The organism is Mycobacteroides franklinii (assembly GCF_002013895.1).
Taxonomy (GTDB): domain Bacteria; phylum Actinomycetota; class Actinomycetes; order Mycobacteriales; family Mycobacteriaceae; genus Mycobacterium; species Mycobacterium franklinii.
Genome location: NZ_MAFQ01000011.1, coordinates 24926 through 45336, shown reverse-complemented (window position 1 = coordinate 45336; position 20411 = coordinate 24926). Strand labels below are relative to the sequence as shown.

Genomic DNA, 20411 nt, shown 5'->3' with positions numbered 1-20411 from the left:
ATCACCATGCATCGGTACGTGGTTGACCACCGGAGACAATCCCTGGTCGAACGCCAGCGGGTGGGTGTCGGAGGCCGTACATTCGCTAACCATGCATCGATACCTGGTACCGCTTGTACTAGTAGTCGGCTCGTTGGTCCCCGTGCCGCAGGTGGCGGCCGCGCCGACGTGTCCCATGTTGACCGATGGCGGCGCCGAGAATTACGCCAACATCCTGCATGATGTGCGCATCGAATCCTTCGATGACCTCGACAGGGTCACGTTCACCTTCGGGCCCGACAGGCTGGCACCGCCGGTGGGGCCGGTGACCTACTGGCAGGCACCGCCCTTCTCGGTAACACCGGTGGACGGGGGATACGCGGTGGCCTTCCGCGGCGCCGCGGCACACAACACCGTGATGGGGACCTTCGATCGCCCGGAGAACAAGCTGGTGAAGTCGTTTCCGCAGCCCGACGAATTCGGGGCACCGGCCGGCTCCCCGGTGGTGCGATCGGCCCGTCTTCTGCAGGACCCCGATATTTTCAAAGACAAGAATGGCGTGATGGCGTGGAAGGTCGCCGCGCAAGCGTCCAAGTGCCCGGTGGCCTATGTCGACGACACGCCCTCACGGGCCGTGATCGACTTCCCGCACTAATCGGCCGGCTGGCGCGAAACATCGTGCAGATGGTGCACCGGGTCGTGCACGAAGTACAGCCCGAGCGTGGCGACGGTGAAAACCGAATCGTTACTTCGCCTTCCGCGACGTTCTAGCGCGCTCCGCGGCACCTGGGCGAAGTCGTTGGCAATGGCTTCGCCGGCCGACGCGAGTTCGGCGGCAACCGTCGCGGGGTCTTGCTGGCCGTAGTGATCCTCATCGGCCGTCTTGTCCTGGTCCCAGTTTTCGAACAGGGGGTCGTCCTCGTCGAGCATCAGGTGTAGTCGGGTCCGGAAGAGGCGAAACACATCGCGGACGTGCGCGCCGTATTCCAGTGGCGACCAGGTCTGCTCATCGGGGCGCGAGCGCACCTCGGGGCGGGCCAGCACCGGCTGCCAGGCCGCTAGATTCTGCCGCACGATGTGCGGTATCTGATCGAATGATGTTGCGGCGGGATCAAATCCGCATTCGCCGCACCGGTTGTCAAGAACCCAGGTCCAGTCTTTGGTATCAGGCGTGATCGGCACGGCGCACCGAGTCCTCCACGAGATCAAGCACGCGGCTGAGGCTTTCGGTCGACTCACCGGCGGCCAAGCGGGCCACCAGGCCATCGAGGACCAAATCCAGATATCCCAGGATGACCTCGCTGGGCACGTCCTCACGCAACCGGCCGGCCTTCTTCTGGCGTTGCAGCCGGGCCAGGGTGGCGGTGTTGAGCTCTTCGGAACGCTGATTCCAGCCCCGCCGGAACTCCGGATCGTTGCGCAGCTTGCGGGCGATCTCCAAACGGGTTGCCAGCCAATCGAATTGATTGGGATCGGCGAGCATGTCGCGCATCACCTGCACCAGACCCTCGCGGCTGGCGACATTGGCCATCCGCTCGGCATCCTCGCGCGCCAGCGCGAAGAACAGGGTGTCCTTGTCGCGGAAATGGTGGAAGATGGCTCCCCGCGACATGCCGATGGTGTGCTCCAGGCGGCGCACGGTGGCGCCGTCGTACCCGTATTCGGCAAAACAGCGCCGCGCGCCATCGAGGATCTGGCGGCGACGAGCCGCGAGGTGGTCCTCGCTAACGCGCGGCACTGTGTTGGCCCCTAGTCCTGGCGGAGTTAGCCGGCCAGCATGTTCCGCAGCACGTACTGCAGGATGCCGCCATTGCGGTAGTAGTCGGCTTCACCGGGGGTGTCGATCCGGACCACCGCGTCGAACTCGGTACGAGACCCGTCCTGCTTGGTGGCCGTCACGTGCACGGTCTTCGGCGTCGTGCCCTCGTTGAGCTTCTCGATACCACTGATGTCGAAGGTCTCGGTGCCGTCGAGCTTGAGCGAGGCCGCCGACTCCCCGGCCGGGAACTGCAGCGGAATGACGCCCATACCAATCAGATTCGACCGGTGGATGCGCTCGAAGGACTCGGTGATGACGGCCTTCACGCCCAGCAGACGTGTGCCCTTGGCGGCCCAGTCGCGGGATGAGCCGGAGCCGTACTCCTTGCCGCCCAGCACCACCAGCGGGATGCCGGCCTTCTGGTAGTTGACCGAGGCGTCGTAGATGAACGACTGGGGGCCACCCTCCTGGGTGAAGTCGCGGGTGTAACCGCCCGACACGTCGTCCAGCAGCTGGTTGCGCAGCCGGATGTTCGCGAAGGTGCCGCGCACCATCACCTCATGGTTACCGCGACGCGAGCCCAGCGAGTTGTAGTCCTTGCGGGCCACACCGTGCTCGTCGAGGTACTGCGCGGCGGGCGTGCCGGACTTGATGGAACCGGCCGGCGAGATGTGGTCGGTGGTCACCGAGTCCCCGAGCAGCGCCAGCACGCGGGCACCCTTGATATCGGTGACGGCCGTCGGCTCCAGCGGCATCCCGTCGAAGTACGGAGCCTTACGCACGTAGGTGGACGTGTCGACCCACTCGAAGGTATTGCCCTCCGGAGTGGGCAGGCCGCGCCAGCGCTCGTCGCCCTTGAAGACATCGGCGTAGGAGTCGGTGAACATCTGGCGGTTGATCGACGACGCGATGGTCTCCTCGATCTCGGACGCCGTGGGCCAGATGTCCTTGAGGAACACGTCGTTGCCGTCGTGGTCCTTGCCCAGCGGGTCGGTGTCGAAGTCGAAGTCCATGGTGCCCGCGATGCCGTACGCGATGACCAGCGGCGGGGACGCCAGGTAGTTCATCTTGACGTCGGGGGAGATGCGGCCTTCGAAGTTGCGGTTACCGGAGAGCACCGCGGTCACCGACAGGTCGTTGTCGTTGATGGCCTTGGAGATCTCGTCCGGCAGCGGGCCGGTGTTGCCGATGCACGTGGTGCAGCCGTAGCCGCCCAGGTAGTACCCCAGCTTCTCCAGGTACGGCCACAGTGCGGCCTTGTTGTAGTAGTCGGTGACGACCTGCGACCCGGGGGCCATGTTGGTCTTGACCCACGGCTTGGTGGTCAGGCCCTTCTCGACGGCCTTCTTGGCCAGCAGGGCAGCACCCAGCATCACCGACGGGTTGGAGGTGTTGGTGCAGGAGGTGATACCCGCGACCACGACCGCGCCGTGGTCCAGAACAAAGTTGCCACGCTCGGCGGACTGCACCTTGACCGGCTTGGACGGGCGACCCTCGCCACCGTTGGCCGCGGACGGGATGACGGCGTCATCCTCGGCGAAAGACAGCACGGCGGAATCGCTGGCCGGGAACGACTCCTCAACGGCCTCATCGAGGTTCGTGTGCGGTGCCGGGTGGTTCTCTTCCACGTAGTTGTGGATGTCCTTGCGGAAGGCGTTCTTCGCGTCCGACAGCTCGATGCGATCCTGGGGCCGCTTGGGCCCGGCGATCGACGGCACGACGGTGGAGAGGTCGAGTTCCAGGTACTCCGAGAAGGCGGGCTCGTGGTCAGCGTCGTGCCACATGCCCTGTTCCTTGGCGTAGGCCTCGACAAGCGCCAGCTGCTGGTCGTCGCGACCGGTCAGGCGCAGGTAGTTGATGGTCTCGTCATCGATCGGGAAAATCGCTGCGGTAGAACCGAATTCGGGGCTCATGTTGCCCAGCGTGGCGCGGTTTGCCAGTGGCACCTCGGCGACGCCCTTGCCGTAGAACTCGACGAACTTGCCCACCACACCGTGCTTGCGCAGCATGTCGGTGACGGTCAACACCACGTCTGTGGCGGTGACGCCGGGCTGGATCTCACCGGTGAGCTTGAAGCCGACGACGCGAGGGATCAGCATCGACACCGGCTGGCCGAGCATGGCGGCCTCCGCCTCGATACCGCCGACACCCCAACCGAGGACGCCGAGGCCGTTGACCATCGTGGTGTGCGAGTCGGTGCCCACGCACGTGTCGGGGTACGCCTGGCCGTTCCGGGTGAAGATGGTGCGGGCCAGGTACTCGATGTTGACCTGGTGCACGATGCCGGTGCCCGGGGGGACCACCTTGAAGTCGTCGAAAGCGCCTTGGCCCCAACGCAAGAACTGGTAGCGCTCGGCGTTGCGCTCGTACTCGAGCTCGACGTTGCGCTCGAACGCGTCGGCGGTGCCGAAGACGTCGAGAATCACTGAGTGGTCGATGACCATTTCGGCGGGGGACAGCGGGTTCACCTTGTCGGGGTCGCCACCGAGGGCCGCGACCGCTTCGCGCATGGTGGCCAGGTCGACCACACAGGGCACACCCGTGAAGTCCTGCATCACCACGCGGGCCGGGGTGAACTGGATCTCGACACTCGGCTCGGCCGAAGGGTCCCAGTTGGCGAGCGCCAGGACATGGTCCTTGGTGATGTTCGCACCGTCTTCGGTGCGTAATAGGTTCTCCGCCAACACCTTCAGGCTGTAGGGCAGTTTCTCGGTACCCGGCACGGCGTTGAGGCGGAAGATCTCGTACGACTCATCGCCAACCTGCAGAGTGCCGCGCGCGCCGAAGGAATTCACCGATTCTGTCTTGTTAGGACTGCTAGTCACATCAGCTCCAAAGCTCGAAGGTCACCCGCCGGCGGGCTGTGCCAGGCGGGGTTCCGGAGGCGCCACCGCAGATGGCTGCCTTCCATCGCTAGTCTAACAGTACGCTTGTCCCGTAATAAGGGGGATGTCCAAATTTCACTCGCCATTTCCACGGTGGCATTCGCCACTCTCGGAGAAGGCGGCGTTATGCACGTCAAATAGGGCGTGTCCGGGTGCACAACGCGGCGCTCGGGGCGGGTTAGATTGATCGCGTGACGCCGCAGCACCTGCCGACCTTCATCCCCGCTGAGTTGTGCCAGGCGGTGGGTGTGTCAATCCAGACGGCGGGAACCGATCCCATGGGGTGGTCGGCCAAGTGTCTGGAGATGGCGCGCGCGGATGTCAACAAAGACGGGATCGCAGCTCAGCCGGCCGACGTCCCCGGCCTGAAGGACGTCGTCGCGAAGGCGCACGCCAAGAACATCGATCTGAAGGTCATCGCACTTCCCGGCAATCCCTGGATTGACACCCCGCTGCGCGATATCGCCACCGAGATCGGCAAGGATCACCCGGACTCGACCATCCTTGTCATCAGCCCGTCGTACGCGGGTACCTACAGCGCCACATACGACAGGGTGACGCTGGAGGCGGGTCAGGACGTCGCAAAGACGGGAAACCCCGTGCTCTCGGCCAATAACTTCGTGGACGAACTAGGGCGTGAGCACTTCTCGTGGACCACGCTGACCATTGCACTCGTCTTGCTCGTCGCGGCCGTTTGCGCCGGAATTACCCTCGTTCGCGGCCGGTTCGCGAATGACTCGGTTAAGTAACGTTTTGCAAACCATTCGCACATCCCGTTCCACCGCGAAATAGCCGCGCGCACTATAGAACCCGGATGAACTGCCGGTATTCAATTCAGGTCAATTAACCGCCAGAAGACGTCTGTGGAATTGTCTGTCAGAGGGCAATTAATTACACATATGTAATTTGTGACTAAAGTTTCATTAGGTGCAAAAGTGACGTACGGTGCAAGTGGCGCCAATGTTGTTAGTGCGTCTGATGTGACTACTGGGAGCGCGTCGGGGAAGGGCCGCTGATGACCGAGAAGGCTCGACGAGCGCCGAGGATTGAGGAGGCGGCAGAAGCGATGAAGCGGACATTCCCGCAGAGTTTCGCGGTCGCTGGCAAACGAACCATGGTGGCCGCGCTGGTGGTGCCGCCGCTGCTGGCCGCCAGCCTGATGATGGTGCCCCCGACCATTGCCGTCACGTCTGCCGAGCCGAACGACATGGCCTCGTTGATCACCCAGCTGGCCGATACCAATCAGCAGATCGAGCAGCTCACCGCCGATGTCCAGACCCAGCAGGAGTCCATCAATAAGGGATTGGTCGATCTGCAGGCCGCCCGCGACAACGCGTCCAGCGCCGCCGCGGCGGTGGACGAGGGGCAGCGCGCTGTCGATATCGCCAACGGTGCCATCACTGAAGCGCAGGGCAAGTTCGACCGGATGGCCGCGGCAACCTATATGGCAGGCCCGTCGACCTCATACCTGACCGCGACCAACCCCGACGACGTCGTGCGGCTGGCCTCCGTGACCAAGAGCGTCGAGGCGAGCTCGCAGACCGTCATGGATAACTTGCGCCGGGCCCGTACCGAGCAGGTCAACAAGGAGTCGCAGGCGCGCGCCATCAAGGACAAGGCCGACCAGGCCGCCGCGGATGCGCAGCGGCAGCAGGACGACTTGGTGTCGGCGATGAAGGACGTGCAGACGAAGCTGGAGTCGCAGCGCGGTATGGCCTCGGATCTGGCTGCCAAGAAGAAGAGCGCGGAGGCGCAGCTCGCCGCGGCACGCGGCCCCGCCTACGCCGCCTCGACAGCGACGGCGCGGGTGATCAACCCCAGTGCCGCCATCGCGGGTAACGGCAATGAATGGACCGAGGGCCCGGCGCCGGTGGCGTCGGCCGGCGGCGAATGGGACACGACCCTTCCGATGATCGCCAGCGCCAACGTTCCTACCGACCCGACGCAGACGATCAATATGGTGTTGGGCATCGGCAACACCGCGGCCAATGTCGGCCAGTCCGCGGTGTGTGGTGTGATCGGCATCTTCTGCCCCAAGGCTGCCCCGGCGGCGGCATCTTCCGGCGAAGGTGGCGAGTACCTCCCGAAGGTCTACGGCCGGGAGAACGTGGAGCGAGTCATCGCCCGTGCCGGCAGCGCGATGGGCACGCCGTACTCCTGGGGCGGTGGTTCATACAATGGCCCGACGCGCGGAATCGATTCCGGCGCAGGAACTGTCGGCTACGACTGCTCCGGGCTGATGATGTACGGCTTCGCCGCGGTCGGCATCAGGCTGCGGCACTACACCGGTTACCAGTACAACTCCGGGCGCAAGGTACCCAGTGCCGAGATGAAGCGCGGCGACATGATCTTCTACGGCCCCAACGCAAGCCAGCACGTTGCGCTGTACCTGGGCAACGGCCAGATGCTCGAAGCGCCGAACACCGGCGACGTGGTCAAGGTGTCGCCGGTCCGCACCAGCGGCATGACGCCCTATGTAACCCGGATGATTGAGTGGTAGAAGTGGTGAAAGCGGCAAAGGTGCTAAAAGCGCAGGGGCTCTTCCTATTACGGTCGGCCATCGCAGTGACCATCGCGATCGCGTTGGTCTTGTTCATGGGTGTCCCGCGGGCCACCGCCGATGACAACCCGCTTGGACCCAATGTCGGAACGGCCTTCCTCAACGCGCTCGGTCTGAACCCGACGGGCGGCCAATACGACAACACGTTGCCGTTCTCCGGCCCGAGCCAGGGTGCGGATCCCACGAAGATCATGAACGGTGTCATGGGGGTCGGCCAGACCGCGCTGGGTGCGTTAGGAATCGGCGGTGCGTCCGCGGGTGCGGGGCGTCCGCTGGTGTACGGCCGCGCTGCCGTGGAACGCGTGATCCAGCGCGGCGGCACCCAACTGGGTGTGCCGTACTCCTGGGGTGGTGGCACGGTGCGCGGACCGAGCGGTGGCGTGGACTACGACTCTGGCAAGGTCGGCTTCGACTGCTCGGGTTTCACGATGTTCTCCTATGCGGCCGCGGGCGTGAAGCTGCCGAAGTACTCCGGTGACCAATACAACTCCGGCCAGAAGGTTCCGGTCTCGCAGGCCAAACGCGGAGACCTTCTCTTCTACGGGCCTGGTGGTTCGCAGCACGTGGTGATCTACCTCGGCAATGGTCAGATGCTGGAAGCCAGCGGCAGTGCGGCGAAGGTGACGGTGTCTCCGGTGCGCACGGGCGGTATGACTCCTTACGCGGTTCGTATCATCGCGTGGTAGCTCTTCTGATCCTGCGGGTCAGCTAGAAGCGGCGCGCCAGCGAACGGGTACGTGGACCAAATCCCGGGATGCTGGAATAGTGGACCGAAGGCGCCGCCCAGGGTTGGGTGCCGCTCGTATGAACCGCGCCACCAACATGGCATGAAATCGTCAGGCAGAGCCGGAGGGAAGTTGATGTCATCACCAGGGCAACCAGGGGGAGGTGCCGGGTACTCCGGCGGAAGCGCCGGCCCCGTGCCGCACGCCCCGCAGGGTGCGACGTCACCGGCCCTGGCCGCAGAGGTACAGAACCTTGAGCGCGCCATCTTCGAAGTCAAGCGCGTCATCGTGGGCCAGGACCGGCTCGTCGAGCGAATTCTGGTCGGCCTGCTCGCCAAGGGGCACGTGTTGCTCGAAGGTGTGCCCGGTGTCGCCAAGACGCTGGCGGTCGAGACCTTCGCCAAGGTCGTGGGTGGCTCGTTCTCGCGTGTCCAGTTCACCCCTGACCTGGTGCCCACCGACATCATCGGTACCCGCATCTACCGCCAGGGCAAGGAAGAGTTCGATATCGAGCTCGGTCCGGTGGTCGCGAACTTCCTGCTGGCCGACGAGATCAACCGTGCGCCGGCCAAGGTGCAGTCCGCATTGCTCGAAGTCATGGCCGAACGGCATGTCTCCATCGGCGGCAAGACGTACCCGATGCCCAAGCCGTTCCTGGTGATGGCGACCCAGAACCCCATCGAGAACGAGGGCGTGTACCCGCTGCCGGAAGCGCAGCGCGACCGCTTCCTGTTCAAGATCAATGTGGACTACCCGACGGTCGAAGAAGAGCGGGAGATCATTTACCGCATGGGTGTCACGCCGCCGGAGCCCAAGCAGATTCTGTCGGCCGAAGCACTGCTGCGCCTGCAGGACCTGGCTGCCAACAACTTCGTGCACCACGCACTCGTCGACTACGTGGTCCGGGTCATCTCGGCGACCCGTAATCCGGCTCAGTTCGGCCTCGGCGACGTTGCGAACTGGATCTCCTACGGAGCCAGCCCCCGCGCGTCGCTGGGCATCATCGCGTCGGCGCGTGCGCTGGCTCTGGTGCGCGGGCGTGATTACGTGATTCCTCAGGACGTCATCGAGGTCATTCCGGATGTGCTTCGGCACCGTCTGGTGATGAGCTACGACGCCCTGGCGGACGAGGTTTCCGCCGACACCGCGATCAACCGGATTCTGCAGACAGTAGGCCTACCGCAGGTGAATGCTGTTCCGCAACAAGGAAATTCGGTGCCGCCTGCGATGGTTGGGACCAACAATCCGGTCCCGGCCGCCCATAACGCCGCACCCAGGTGAGCACGCCAAGTCCGGCCAACGGCCGGCCGGTGGACATCCCGTCACTGCGTCGTGGCGAGATCCGTGATCCGCAGCTGTCGGCGGCACTGCGGACGCTGGAACTGAAGATCCGACGCAAGCTTGACGGGGTGCTGCACGGCAACCACCTCGGCTTGATACCTGGACCGGGATCGGAGCCGGGGGAGTCGCGGCTGTATCAGCCCGGCGACGATGTGCGCCGGATGGACTGGTCGGTGACGGCGCGGACGACCAGTCCGCACGTCCGACAGATGATCGCCGATCGCGAGCTGGAGACGTGGCTGGTGGTCGACATGTCGGCGAGCCTGGACTTCGGCACCACCAACTGTGAGAAGCGTGATCTCGCGGTGGCGGCGGCAGCGGCGATCATCTTCCTCAACAGCGGTGGCGGAAACCGGCTTGGTGCGATCATCGCCAACGGGGACAAGATTGTTCGGTTGCCTGCTCGCTCGGGTCGCGCCCATGAGCAGGACATTCTGCGCAGCATCGCGACCATGCCCAAGGCGCCCCAGGGGGTGCGCGGCGATCTGTCGGTAGCCATCGACGCGTTGCGCCGACCGGAACGCCGTCGTGGCATGGCCGTGATCATCAGTGACTTTCTTGGCCCCATCAACTGGATGCGGCCGTTGCGTGCGATCGGCGGCCGGCACGAGGTGCTGGGTATCGAGGTGCTCGATCCGCGCGATGTGGAACTTCCGGACGTCGGCGAGGTGCTGTTACAGGATGCCGAGACCGGCGTCACCAAGGAGTACCGGATCGACGAGAACCTGCGCCGTGATTTCGAACAAGCGGCGGCAAGGCATCATGAAGAGGTGGCACGCACATTACGTCGTTGCGGTGCACCGATTTTGAGCTTGCGGACCGACCGTGACTGGATCAGTGACATCGTGAGATTCGTCTCTCAACAGCGCCGCGGTGCGGTGGCTGGAACAGGGGCGGCGACGCGATGAACGACGTGCCATTCTTCGGGCCGATGACTCTGACGGGCTTCGCCCACCCGTGGTTCTTCCTGGTGCTACTGCTGGTGGTGGGCCTGGTCGCCCTCTACGTGGTGGCTCAGTATCTGCGCCAGAAGCGGGTACTGCGGTTCGCGAACACCGAACTGCTGGACTCGGTGGCCCCGACACGGCCCCGCACGTGGCGCCATGCCGCGACGGCATTGCTGGTGGTGGGTCTCATGGTTTTGACCATCGCCTTGGCCGGCCCGACACATGACGTGCGGATTCCGCGTAACCGTGCCGTCGTGATGCTCGTCGTCGACGTCTCGCGGTCCATGGAGTCGACCGATGTGGCGCCCAGCCGATTGGGCGCCGCGAAGGAAGCCGGTAAGGAGTTCGCGCGCAATCTCACGCCGGGTATCAACCTGGGTCTCATCGCCTACGCGGGCACCGCGACGGTGCTGGTCTCGCCGACCACGAACCGGGACGCCACCGTCAATGCCCTGGATAACCTGCAGCTTGCGGATCGCACCGCCACCGGTGAGGGCATCTTCACGGCGCTGCAGGCCATCGCCACGGTGGGTGCGGTCATCGGGGGCGGTGACAAGCCGCCTCCGGCGCGCATCGTCTTGATGTCCGACGGTAAGGAGACGGTGCCGTCGAACCCTGATAACCCGAAGGGTGCCTACACCGCGGCGCGCACGGCCAAGGATCAGCAGGTGCCCATTTCGACGATCGCGTTCGGCACCAAGGACGGGTACGTCGAGATCAACGGGCAGCGTCAGAACGTTCCGTATGCCCCCGACATGATGGAGAAGGTGGCCAAGCTCTCGGGCGGGGAGACGTACACGGCGTCTACTTTGGGGCAGCTCAAAGAGGTGTACGCCAATCTGCAGCAGCAGATCGGATACGAGACGATCCGCGGTGACGCAAGCGTCGGGTGGCTGCGCCTGGGTGCGCTGTTGGTGTTGGCGGCGGCCTTCGTCGGCCTGGTCATCAACCGGCGCCTGCCCAACTGATTCGGTACCTGGTCGGCGGGTTCGTTGAGCCTTTATGTTTGGGCCAGTCGGTTAGGCCAAAGTCTAAGAAGACGATAAGTTGACTCCTATGTCTGATGCTCTGGGCGCTAGCGTCGCCCGTCCCGACTTTGTCTCTCGCTCTGTTCTGGTCACCGGTGGCAACCGGGGTATTGGCCTTGCGATCGCGCAACGTCTTGCCGCCGACGGGCACAAGGTGGCAGTCACCCACCGTGGGTCCGGTGTGCCGGAGGGCTTGTTCGGCGTGGAGTGCGATGTCACCGATAACGACGCCGTCGACCGGGCCTTCAAAGAGGTCGAGGAGCACCAGGGCGCCGTCGAGGTGTTGGTGTCCAATGCCGGCATCGCGCAGGACGCGTTCCTGATGCGCATGACGGAGGAGAAGTTCGAGCAAGTCATCAATGCCAACCTGACCGGGGCGTTCCGGGTGGCTCAGCGGGCCTCGCGCAGCATGCAGCGCAAGCGTTTCGGCCGGATGATATTCATCGGTTCGGTCTCCGGTACCTGGGGAATCGGCAACCAGGCCAACTACGCGGCCTCCAAGGCCGGGGTCATCGGCTTGGCGCGCTCGATTGCCCGCGAGCTCTCCAAGGCGGGTGTCACCGCCAACGTGGTCGCTCCGGGTTTCATCGACACCGAGATGACTCGCGCGCTCGACGAGAGGGTCCAGGAGGGCGCGCTGGAGTTCATCCCGGCGAAGCGGGTGGGCACGGCCGCCGAGGTCGCCGGGGTGGTCAGCTTCCTGGCTTCCGAAGATGCCAGTTACATCTCCGGTGCAGTGATCCCGGTTGATGGCGGCATGGGCATGGGCCACTAGAACCCCCCACTAGGAACTTTGTCGAACGTCCCCCAGCGTGCGCACGAGCGCAGGCGAATTACCTAAGGAGAATCGTGGCAGGACTACTTGAGGGCAAGCGCATCCTGGTGACGGGCATCATCACCGATTCGTCCATCGCCTTCCACATCGCGAAGGTCGCGCAGGAGCAGGGCGCGCAGCTGGTACTCACCGGGTTCGACCGGTTGCGCCTGATCGAGCGCATCACCCAGCGCCTGCCGCAGCCGGCGCCGCTGCTGGAGCTGAACGTGCAGGACGAGGAGCACCTGGCCAGCCTGGCCGGTCGGGTCTCCGAGGTGATCGGGGAGGGCAACAAGCTCGACGGGGTCGTCCACTCGATCGGCTTCATGCCGCAGACCGGTATGGGGCTCAACCCGTTCTTCGAGGCCCCCTTTGAGGATGTGGCCAAGGGCTTCCACATCTCGGCGTTCTCGTATGCGTCGCTGGCCAAGGCATTGCTGCCCATCATGAATCCGGGCGGCAGCATCGTGGGCATGGACTTCGACCCGACCCGGGCGATGCCGTTCTACAACTGGATGACGGTGGCCAAGAGCGCACTCGAGTCGGTCAACCGGTTCGTGGCGCGTGAGGCGGGTGCTGCCGGTGTTCGTTCGAACCTCGTTGCGGCCGGTCCCATCCGGACGCTGGCGATGAGCGCCATCGTCGGTGGTGCACTGGGCGAAGAAGCCGGCCAGCAGATGAGTGTGCTGGAGGATGGCTGGGATCAGCGTGCCCCGATCGGCTGGGATATGAAGGATCCGACTCCGGTCGCCAAGACGGTGTGCGCGCTGCTTTCCGATTGGCTGCCCGCCACCACCGGCGACATCATCTTCGCCGACGGCGGCGCGCACACCCAGCTCCTCTAGCGGACTTCTGTGTTATTTGACGCGGTGCTCCTGCTGTCCTTCGGTGGACCCGAAGGGCCGCAGGAGGTTCGGCCGTTTCTGGAGAATGTGACGCGTGGCCGCGGGATTCCGCCCGAACGGCTCGATGAGGTCGCCGGACACTATTTCCATTTCGGCGGAGTCTCTCCGATCAACGGCATCAACCGGGCGCTGGTCGATCAGATCTCGCGCCAGCTCGAATTGACCGGGCATCCGCTGCCGGTGTTCTTCGGCAACCGAAACTGGTACCCCATGGTGGAAGATACCGTCGCCGACATGCGGGACAAGGGAATTCGGCGTGCTGCCGTGTTCACCACCTCGGCGTGGGGTGGCTACTCGGGCTGTACACAGTACGTGGAGGACATTGCCCGTGCGCGCGCTGCGGTGGGTGACGGCGCGCCGGAGCTGGTGAAGCTTCGCCAGTACTTCGACCATCCGGCACTGGTGCAGCTGTACGCCGACGCCGTGTTGGCCGCAATGTCTGGCCTGCGGGGGGAGCCGCGACTGGTGTTCACCGCACACTCCATTCCCATCGCGGCGGACCGGAGACACGGTCCGGAGCTCTATAGCCGTCAGGTGCACTATCTTGCGCAATTGGTCGCCGCCGCAATCGGTCACCAGGATTACGACATGGTGTGGCAGTCGCGCTCGGGCCCGCCCCAGGTTCCGTGGCTCGAACCGGACATCGTGGACCATCTTGCTGCTCTGCGGGATCGGGGTATCCGATCTGTGGTAGTTGCCCCCATCGGGTTCGTCGCGGACCACCTGGAGGTGGTGTGGGACTTGGACAACGAGGCTCGTGAGTTCGCGGCCGAGCACGATATCGAGTTCACGCGCGCGGCAACCCCTGGTGCCGATGAGCGCTTCGCGCGCCTCGCGGTGGACCTGATCGCAGAGGTCGTGGAAGGTAGATCCCCGCTACGGGCCGACGGGGTAAATCCGGTCCCCGGGTACGGATTCAGCGTGAACGGCGCTCCGTGTTCACCCCTGTGCTGCGGTCGGCTGGAGATTTAGCGCGCGGCCTCGATGATGGCGGCCGCGGCCGCCATCCGTGCCTCACGTACCACGACGACGAGGGGCCGCAACGCGTCGCTTACGGCGCCATCGTCGAGGGCGCCGGGTAGCTCCATGATCTCGGCTGCCGCCGTCGCTATCGCTTCCACCTGATTGGCCGAGTCGAGCACCCTGATGGCCCGGTGCGGTGCGTAATCCGGCAGGCAGTGTCCGCGCAGCGTGGACAGCACCTCTTCGACCAACGCGCGGGGATCGGCCTCGATTGCGCCCACGGCCCGGTCCAGGCGATTGAGCGTTGAGGTAGCCGAACGAACCGCTTGACGCAGTTGGAACTCTGCCTCACCGAGGTCCGGCCCGGGTTGTAAGGGGATCTGTGCGGGCAGCGAATACACCGTCCAGGACAGTCCGACGGTTTCATCACGGTCCTCGTCGTACTCTACCGCGGGAACCAATCCTATTGCTGTGGAATCATTCTGGCGATCGCTGAGCACAATCGCCTCGCTGGCCTCGAGCGCGTCGCGCTGGAACTGGGTTCCGGCGGGCAAGCCCCGGGGGTCACCGGGTGCGGGCAGGATCACATGGATATCGGGTATACCGTGTGGTTGACCGGTTGCGGTGCGGATGGTCTGAAGTAGGCCGATGGGGCCGTTGTCGTCCATATCCGGCCAGGAGAGTCCGGTGTGGCCCGCCGCGACCGCATCATAGGCCGTGACTAAATGCCTTGGTGCCCAGGCAATGAGCGCGTCAATGACATCATCGGGCGCCGCGCGGCCCGCCAGCCACGCGCTTGCCCACACTGCCAGGGACACACTCGGATTCGCCATGATGATCGCAGTGTAAGGCGCCGCATCCGCCCCCACCAGTTGCCCACGCGGGCTAGTGTGGATACATGCCGATTGTGTGGCTCGTGGCAGGCATCTTGCTCGCGGCTGCCGAGCTGATGACAGGGGACATGTTCCTCTTGATGCTGGGCGGATCGGCCCTGGTTACGGCGGGTGTCGGGTGGGTCTTCGGCATGCCGCTGTGGGCCGAGGGGCTGGTCTTCGTCATCAGCTCGGTGGTTTTGCTGGTCGGTGTGCGGCCCGCGCTGCGCAAGCGGCTGACATCCGGCCCGATTCTGCATACCAACGCCAGGGCGTTGGAGGGTAAGAGCGCCATTGTGATTGAACCCGTCGACGATATCCACGGGCTGATTCGGCTGGGAGGGGAGATGTGGTCTGCCCGCAGCCTGGAGAAGTCGGGTCGATTCGAACAGGGCGAGACGGTGACAGTTGTCCAAATCGACGGCGCCACGGCGGTTGTCGAGAAGATCTGAGAATCTCACCAAGGGAGTACGGATATGGGAGTAGCGGCCGGAGCCTTCGTGCTGATCGTATTGATCATCCTGGGCGTCACCATTGTGCTGAAATCTGTGGCACTCGTTCCGCAGGCAGAGGCTGCGGTCATCGAGCGGTTGGGCCGGTATTCCAAGACCGTGAGTGGGCAATTGACCATTCTGGTGCCGTTCGTCGACCGCATCCGGGCCAAGGTTGATCTGCGTGAACGCGTCGTGTCTTTTCCGCCGCAACCGGTGATCACCGAGGACAACCTGACGGTCAACATCGACACCGTTGTCTATTTCCAGGTCACCAGCCCGCAGGCGGCGGTGTATGAGATCAGCAACTACATCGTGGGTGTCGAGCAGCTCACCACCACCACGCTGCGCAACGTCGTGGGTGGCATGACCCTGGAGCAGACCCTCACGTCGCGTGATCAGATCAACGGTCAGCTGCGTGGGGTGCTCGACGAGGCCACCGGCCGCTGGGGGCTGCGGGTGGCTCGCGTGGAGCTGCGGTCGATCGATCCACCGCCCTCGGTGCAGGAGTCGATGGAGAAGCAGATGAAGGCCGACCGTGAGAAGCGCGCCATGATTCTGTCGGCCGAAGGTGCCAGGCAGGCGGCGATTCTCTCGGCTCAGGGGCAGAAGCAGGCGCAGATCCTCGCCGCGGAAGGTTCCAGACAATCTGCGATCTTGGCTGCCGAAGGTGAACGCCAGTCCCGCATCCTGCGTGCTGAGGGCGAGCGGGCCGCACAGTATCTGCAAGCACAGGGTCAGGCGAAGGCCATCGAAAAGGTCTTCGCCGCAGTGAAATCCGGTAAACCCACGCCAGAGTTGTTGGCCTATCAGTATTTGCAGACGTTGCCCAAGATGGCCCAGGGTGAGGCGAACAAGGTCTGGCTTATTCCGAGTGACTTCGGTTCTGCTCTGCAGGGATTCACCAAGCTGCTGGGCGCGCCAGGGGAAGACGGTGTATTCCGCTACCAACCGTCTCCGGCCGACGAACCGGCGGAGCGTCCAGAGGACGACTCTGCGGATGTCGCTGGATGGTTCGAGACGAAGACCACTCCCGAGGTCGCCGCGGCGGTCGCCGAGGCACAGTCGGCCGCCCAGGAGATCGGCCAGTTCGATCCGGCGAGCCGCCATCAGCTGCCCGACGCGTGACACGGGCATTGCCCGCTTGACAAGGCGATTCCCCAGGCCCATCATGGGTACCGGTTCAGCACCTTGCTAGGTGAGGCTCCTACGTGAATACAGGCCACTGATCTGACGACGTCGAGAGACGCCCAAGGTTAGGACAGGTCTTCCCGGACTAAGGGATGACCCGAAGTGGCTTCCGCCCGCGGACACGTCACGTAGTGCCGAAGCCCTGACGAGAGGGGTGCGCTCCGGTCAGTGTCGCTGTCCGGCAATTCCTTCTCGTGGTCGCTGCTCCTACAGCTGGCGCCCGCGTGCGCCCCGACGGCAAGGAGGTGAGGCACCCCCGTGATATCCGGCGAAAGTCCGCATAGACAACAGCTGCCGCATACCTTGTCGTTTGTTCGAGGGTGAATCCTCGCTCTAGTCAACGTTTTTGACACCTGCGCTCGGGTATGCGGCTCTCCCCAGAAGGAGCCTCATCATGACCACAACATTTAACGCAGTCCGCCGGATGTGGATTCGGCACCGGCTGACCCCGCAAGAGCGCGCCAATCTGCAACTGGCGTACTCACCGCTTGCCGTTGTTTCGGCATCGCTCGGGGCGCACCCGCCGCGGTAATCCGGCGGATTCACCATCGCGACCACGCACAGCTGATTCACAGTGGGTGGTCATTCGGAATTCATTCGAGGCCAATACGCTTCGCCCGCCCAACCGGGCGGACGGAGCGTATTGGTTCAAACGCTGAGGAGTCGGCATGGCTACTTCCAATAAGGCGGCTAAGCCGCGAGTAATTCAATTCTCGGATCTATTGAAAGCTCCGGTCGTCGCGCGTTCCGGCGACACCATTGGCCGGTTGGAGGATGTGATCGTTCGGCTCCGTGGATCGGATGAGTATCCGATCGTCACGGGATACGTGGTGGACATGGGTGGGCGCACCGTCTTTGTCTCCTCCGATGTGGTGTCCGCGGTGGGGCCGCATCGTATTGAGTTGAGCAAGAACAAGGTTGACCTCCGGGGCTTCGAGCGTCGGGATGGCGAGTACCTGCTCGACGAGGACGTGCTCGACCACCGGTTCATCGATGTGGACAACGCCGAATTGGTGCATGCCTATGACATCGAGCTGGTGGAATCGGCTGAGGGGTGGGTTCTGGCCCGCCTCGATACCCGGCGTCCCGCAAGGTTTTTCGGTCTGATCAAGGCCGGCGCGGGCCAGGCAGGCAGGGACTGGAAGGCATTCGAGCCGATGATCGGTCATGGCGGGTCGCTGTTGGCGCGCCGTGTCGGGGGACGAGTGAACACGCTCAAGCCCGCCGAGATCGCGGATCTGCTGGAGGAGGCCACCAAGGAAGAGGGCGGCGAGATCCTCGATCGCGTTCGCGCCAACCCCGAGCTTGAGGCCGATGTGTTCGAGGAACTCGACTCGGAGAAGGCCAGCAAGTTGTTCGAAGACATGTCGGACGCAGATGTCGCGGCCCTCCTGGGCCGCATGCGTGCGGATGACGCGGCAGATGCCATCTTCGACCTGCGGCAGTCTCGTCGCCGTGCGGTGCTGGACCTGATGCCGGCACCGCAACGCACCAAGGTGGTCACCTTGATGGGGTTCAGCCCCGAATCGGCCGGCGGCCTGATGAATGTCGACATCGTGTCCTGTGTGCTCGGCAGCACCGTTGGCGATGCGATTGGGGTGATTTCGGCGGCGAAGTCCCTGCAACCGGAGGCGCTGCTGAAGGTGCATGTGCTCGCTGACAATGGCGAACTGGTGGGTGTGGTGTCGGTGATCCGGCTGCTGCAGGCCGACCAGGCCGCCGTTGTGGAATCGATCATGGATGACGACCCGGTGCGGGTAGCGCCGGAGGCCGATCTCACCGACGTCGCCCTGCTGATGGCCGACTACAACCTGGCTCTCATTCCGGTCGTCGACGAAGGCGAAAAGGTACTTGGCGTAGTGACCTACGACGATGTGCTGGCTGCGCTCATTCCCGAGGATTGGCGCCGTCGTGAGCCGGCGCCTCGTCCGGTGCGCCAGGTCGCGTCGGGCCCAGACGGGGTCACGCCATGAGTGAAAACGGAATCGCCGGCGGTCCCGTGAACGGGACGGAAACTGTGGCCACGCCGCTTAAAGCGGCACCCCCACCACCAAAGAGCGCTGTACTTGATTCGGCGCATCTGGGTGACATCGAAGGTGCATTCGGCAAGATCAGCGTGAGCGATCCCGGCCAGGCGCGCACTTTCAAGACGCGGATGGCGACGATGGCCGCCATTCTTGGGCCGGGCATCATCGTCATGGTCGGCGACAACGATGCGGGTGGTGTCGCCACCTACGCTCAAGCCGGTCAGAGCTACGGGTACAGCCTGCTGTGGGTGTTGTTGCTACTCATTCCCGTTCTGATCGTGAACCAGGAGATGGTGGTTCGGCTCGGCGCCGTCACCGGGGTTGGGCATGCCCGGTTGATCAACGAGCGGTTCGGCCGCGGCTGGGGCTGGTTCTCCGTCGGCGACTTGTTCATCCTGAACTTCCTGACTCTGGTCACCGAGTTCATCGGTGTCGCACTGGCTTCCGAGTATCTGGGAATCTCGAAGTACTACACGGTGCCCTTCGCGGCGATCGCGCTGATTTTGATCATGGCCACCGGGAGCTTCCGGCGCTGGGAGCGCGCCATGTTCGTGTTCATTGCGATCACGCTGCTGCAGATCCCGATGTTCTTGATGTCAGATCCACAGTGGGGCAGGGCCGCACATGATTTCGTGATTCCGGGCATCGACGGCGGCATCACCTCGGGTGCGGTGTTGCTGATTATCGCCATGGTGGGAACCACCGTCGCGCCGTGGCAACTGTTCTTCCAGCAGTCCAATATCGTCGACAAGCGCATCACGCCGCGGTTCATCGGGTACGAACGCGCCGACACCGTCATCGGTTCGCTCGTCGTGGTGATCGGTGCCGCTGCATTGGTGATGACCGCCGACTACGCCGCACGTGCGACGGGCAACTCCGGGCCGGACAAGTGGGGCGACGATGGCGACGCCGGCATGATCGCCCATTGGCTGGGACAGGTTGAGCCGCTGCTGGGCAAGGTCTTCGCAATCGTCCTGCTGGACGCGTCGATCATCGGCGCTGCTGCCGTCACCCTGGCCACCAGCTATGCGTTCGGTGACACCTTCGGGCTCAAGCACTCCTTGCACCGCAGCTTCAAGGACGCCAAGCCGTTCTATCTGTCCTACACCGTGATGGTCGGAGTAGGCGCCGCCATCGTGCTGATCCCGAATGCGCCGCTGGGGCTCATGACCACAGCGGTGCAGGCACTGGCGGGTCTGCTGTTGCCCAGCGCCAGTGTGTTCCTGCTGTTGCTGTGCAACGACAAAGCGGTGTTGGGCCCGTGGGTCAACAAGACCTGGCTCAACATCGTCGCCGGGCTCATCGTCGGTGTGCTGCTCTTTCTTTCCGGCATCCTGATGGCCACCACGTTGTTCCCGGATTTGGATGTCGTGGAGGTCTCCGGTTATCTGGCGGTGGTTGTCACAATTCTCGCGATACTGATCGGGATCGGCCTGTGGTGGGTTTCGAGCAGGCAACGCACGGATCCGGCGGTCGCCGCACTGAACAAGGCTCTCGAAGGCGTCGATGCGCGCACCTGGCGCATGCCGCCCCTCGCCTTGCTCGAACCGGTCAAATGGAGTCCGGGAACCAAACTGGGCATGCTCGCTCTTCGCGGCTATCTGGTTGTCGGTGCCATTCTGTTGGTGGTGAAGGCAATTCAACTCGCACACGGGAGTTGATCGAACCTCTCCGGATGGCCGTGATGAGAATGCGTATTGAATTCGTTGGGATATCGCGGCCGCGCTGGTTAATGTCGGCGCGGCCGCGTCCAATGGAGACATGAGTATTCGCGCGTTGCGACGTTTCTGGGAACGTCGTCGGCTTACCCCACAAGAGCGCGCCAACATGCAGCTGGCTCTGTCACCGTTGGCCGTCATCTCTGCGTCTTTGGGTGCGCACGCGCCGCACTAGCGGGAATCGGTCGTGCCATCGTCGGCCCGGC

Annotated in this window: 20 protein-coding genes and 1 riboswitch; of the genes, 16 read left to right on the top strand and 4 right to left on the bottom strand. The window is 64.0% G+C overall.

Annotation, left to right across the window (positions count from 1 at the left end; all coding sequences use genetic code 11):
• Positions 1-22 precede the first annotated feature (22 nt).
• Positions 23-634 (top strand): hypothetical protein, encoded by a 612-nt coding sequence (locus tag B4393_RS19095; protein WP_078335430.1) that lies wholly within the window; start codon positions 23-25, stop codon positions 632-634.
• Here B4393_RS19095 and B4393_RS19090 read toward each other — a convergent pair.
• From B4393_RS19090 to acnA, 3 genes are read right to left on the bottom strand one after another with little or no spacing between them, the layout of a single operon-like run.
• Positions 631-1161 (bottom strand): DinB family protein, encoded by a 531-nt coding sequence (locus tag B4393_RS19090; protein ID WP_078335429.1) that lies wholly within the window; start codon positions 1159-1161, stop codon positions 631-633. The two genes, B4393_RS19095 and B4393_RS19090, sit on opposite strands and share 4 nt — an antisense overlap.
• Entirely contained in the window at positions 1145-1717 is a 573-nt protein-coding gene (locus tag B4393_RS19085) for a TetR/AcrR family transcriptional regulator (RefSeq protein WP_064633723.1), read from the bottom strand. The genes B4393_RS19090 and B4393_RS19085 overlap by 17 nt, the downstream gene beginning before the upstream one ends.
• 26 nt (positions 1718-1743) lie before the next feature.
• Positions 1744-4533: an aconitate hydratase AcnA gene (gene acnA / locus B4393_RS19080; RefSeq protein WP_078335428.1), complete on the bottom strand. Its 2790-nt coding sequence runs from the start codon at positions 4531-4533 to the stop codon at positions 1744-1746.
• A 281-nt stretch (positions 4534-4814) separates the two neighbouring features.
• Between acnA and B4393_RS19075 the strand changes: the two genes are divergently transcribed.
• The 9 genes from B4393_RS19075 to B4393_RS19035 all read left to right on the top strand — a co-directional run bounded on the left by B4393_RS19075 (position 4815) and on the right by B4393_RS19035 (position 13915).
• Entirely contained in the window at positions 4815-5372 is a 558-nt protein-coding gene (locus tag B4393_RS19075; RefSeq protein WP_078335427.1) for an Rv1476 family membrane protein, read from the top strand.
• A 317-nt stretch (positions 5373-5689) separates the two neighbouring features.
• The gene (locus tag B4393_RS19070) at positions 5690-7123 is read left to right on the top strand and encodes an NlpC/P60 family protein (RefSeq protein ID WP_078335426.1); all 1434 of its coding nucleotides are present in this window, start codon (positions 5690-5692) and stop codon (positions 7121-7123) included.
• A complete protein-coding gene (locus B4393_RS19065; protein ID WP_078335425.1) occupies positions 7117-7869 on the top strand; it encodes an NlpC/P60 family protein in 753 nt (250 codons plus the stop codon). The genes B4393_RS19070 and B4393_RS19065 overlap by 7 nt, the downstream gene beginning before the upstream one ends.
• A 174-nt stretch (positions 7870-8043) precedes the next feature.
• Positions 8044-9189, top strand: coding sequence for a chaperone MoxR1 (moxR1, locus tag B4393_RS19060; protein WP_078335424.1), 1146 nt, complete (start codon positions 8044-8046; stop codon positions 9187-9189).
• On the top strand, positions 9186-10157 hold the full coding sequence (locus B4393_RS19055) for a DUF58 domain-containing protein (RefSeq protein ID WP_070939621.1): 972 nt from the start codon (positions 9186-9188) through the stop codon (positions 10155-10157). Before moxR1 ends, B4393_RS19055 begins: the two co-directional genes overlap by 4 nt.
• The gene (locus B4393_RS19050; RefSeq protein ID WP_070939622.1) at positions 10154-11164 is read left to right on the top strand and encodes a VWA domain-containing protein; all 1011 of its coding nucleotides are present in this window, start codon (positions 10154-10156) and stop codon (positions 11162-11164) included. The genes B4393_RS19055 and B4393_RS19050 overlap by 4 nt, the downstream gene beginning before the upstream one ends.
• Before the next feature lie 88 nt (positions 11165-11252).
• Complete coding sequence (fabG1, locus tag B4393_RS19045) at positions 11253-11999, top strand: 3-oxoacyl-ACP reductase FabG1 (protein WP_078335423.1); 747 nt, start codon at positions 11253-11255, stop codon at positions 11997-11999.
• 74 nt (positions 12000-12073) lie between these two features.
• A complete protein-coding gene (gene inhA / locus B4393_RS19040) occupies positions 12074-12883 on the top strand; it encodes an NADH-dependent enoyl-ACP reductase InhA (protein ID WP_078277850.1) in 810 nt (269 codons plus the stop codon).
• Between the two features lie 9 nt (positions 12884-12892).
• Complete coding sequence (locus B4393_RS19035) at positions 12893-13915, top strand: ferrochelatase (protein WP_078335422.1); 1023 nt, start codon at positions 12893-12895, stop codon at positions 13913-13915.
• On the opposite strand, the gene B4393_RS19030 is transcribed toward B4393_RS19035, so the two are convergent.
• Positions 13912-14739: a hypothetical protein gene (locus B4393_RS19030; protein ID WP_078335550.1), complete on the bottom strand. Its 828-nt coding sequence runs from the start codon at positions 14737-14739 to the stop codon at positions 13912-13914. The genes B4393_RS19035 and B4393_RS19030 overlap by 4 nt on opposite strands.
• 65 nt (positions 14740-14804) lie before the next feature.
• On the opposite strand from B4393_RS19030, the gene B4393_RS19025 reads away from it, so the two are divergent.
• The 6 genes from B4393_RS19025 (at position 14805) to B4393_RS28295 (ending at position 20380) form a co-directional block, all read left to right on the top strand.
• A complete protein-coding gene (locus B4393_RS19025) occupies positions 14805-15230 on the top strand; it encodes an NfeD family protein (RefSeq protein WP_078277848.1) in 426 nt (141 codons plus the stop codon).
• Positions 15231-15254: 24 nt separating this feature from the next.
• Positions 15255-16397, top strand: a complete 1143-nt coding sequence (locus B4393_RS19020; RefSeq protein WP_078277847.1) for an SPFH domain-containing protein — start codon at positions 15255-15257, stop codon at positions 16395-16397.
• A 55-nt stretch (positions 16398-16452) separates the two neighbouring features.
• Positions 16453-16621: riboswitch (M-box (ykoK) riboswitch) on the top strand.
• 233 nt (positions 16622-16854) lie between these two features.
• Positions 16855-16992 carry a hypothetical protein gene (locus B4393_RS27860; RefSeq protein ID WP_164911120.1) on the top strand — a complete coding sequence of 46 codons (138 nt, stop codon included), beginning with the start codon at positions 16855-16857 and terminating at the stop codon, positions 16990-16992.
• Positions 16993-17128: 136 nt separating this feature from the next.
• Positions 17129-18433, top strand: coding sequence for a magnesium transporter MgtE N-terminal domain-containing protein (locus tag B4393_RS19015; RefSeq protein WP_078335421.1), 1305 nt, complete (start codon positions 17129-17131; stop codon positions 18431-18433).
• Positions 18430-20148 (top strand): Nramp family divalent metal transporter, encoded by a 1719-nt coding sequence (locus tag B4393_RS19010; protein WP_078335420.1) that lies wholly within the window; start codon positions 18430-18432, stop codon positions 20146-20148. Before B4393_RS19015 ends, B4393_RS19010 begins: the two co-directional genes overlap by 4 nt.
• A 100-nt stretch (positions 20149-20248) precedes the next feature.
• The gene (locus B4393_RS28295; RefSeq protein ID WP_269087571.1) at positions 20249-20380 is read left to right on the top strand and encodes a hypothetical protein; all 132 of its coding nucleotides are present in this window, start codon (positions 20249-20251) and stop codon (positions 20378-20380) included.
• Positions 20381-20411: the final 31 nt, after the last annotated feature.

Coding starts and splice junctions, on each gene's coding strand:
- B4393_RS19070 (WP_078335426.1), top strand. CDS start 5,690: ATGAAGCGGACATTCCCGCAGAGTTTCGCGGTCGCTGGCAAACGAACC.
- moxR1 (WP_078335424.1), top strand. CDS start 8,044: ATGTCATCACCAGGGCAACCAGGGGGAGGTGCCGGGTACTCCGGCGGA.
- B4393_RS19050 (WP_070939622.1), top strand. CDS start 10,154: ATGAACGACGTGCCATTCTTCGGGCCGATGACTCTGACGGGCTTCGCC.
- fabG1 (WP_078335423.1), top strand. CDS start 11,253: ATGTCTGATGCTCTGGGCGCTAGCGTCGCCCGTCCCGACTTTGTCTCT.
- B4393_RS19030 (WP_078335550.1), bottom strand. CDS start 14,739: ATGGCGAATCCGAGTGTGTCCCTGGCAGTGTGGGCAAGCGCGTGGCTG.
- B4393_RS19025 (WP_078277848.1), top strand. CDS start 14,805: ATGCCGATTGTGTGGCTCGTGGCAGGCATCTTGCTCGCGGCTGCCGAG.
- B4393_RS19020 (WP_078277847.1), top strand. CDS start 15,255: ATGGGAGTAGCGGCCGGAGCCTTCGTGCTGATCGTATTGATCATCCTG.
- B4393_RS27860 (WP_164911120.1), top strand. CDS start 16,855: ATGACCACAACATTTAACGCAGTCCGCCGGATGTGGATTCGGCACCGG.
- B4393_RS19015 (WP_078335421.1), top strand. CDS start 17,129: ATGGCTACTTCCAATAAGGCGGCTAAGCCGCGAGTAATTCAATTCTCG.
- B4393_RS19010 (WP_078335420.1), top strand. CDS start 18,430: ATGAGTGAAAACGGAATCGCCGGCGGTCCCGTGAACGGGACGGAAACT.
- B4393_RS28295 (WP_269087571.1), top strand. CDS start 20,249: ATGAGTATTCGCGCGTTGCGACGTTTCTGGGAACGTCGTCGGCTTACC.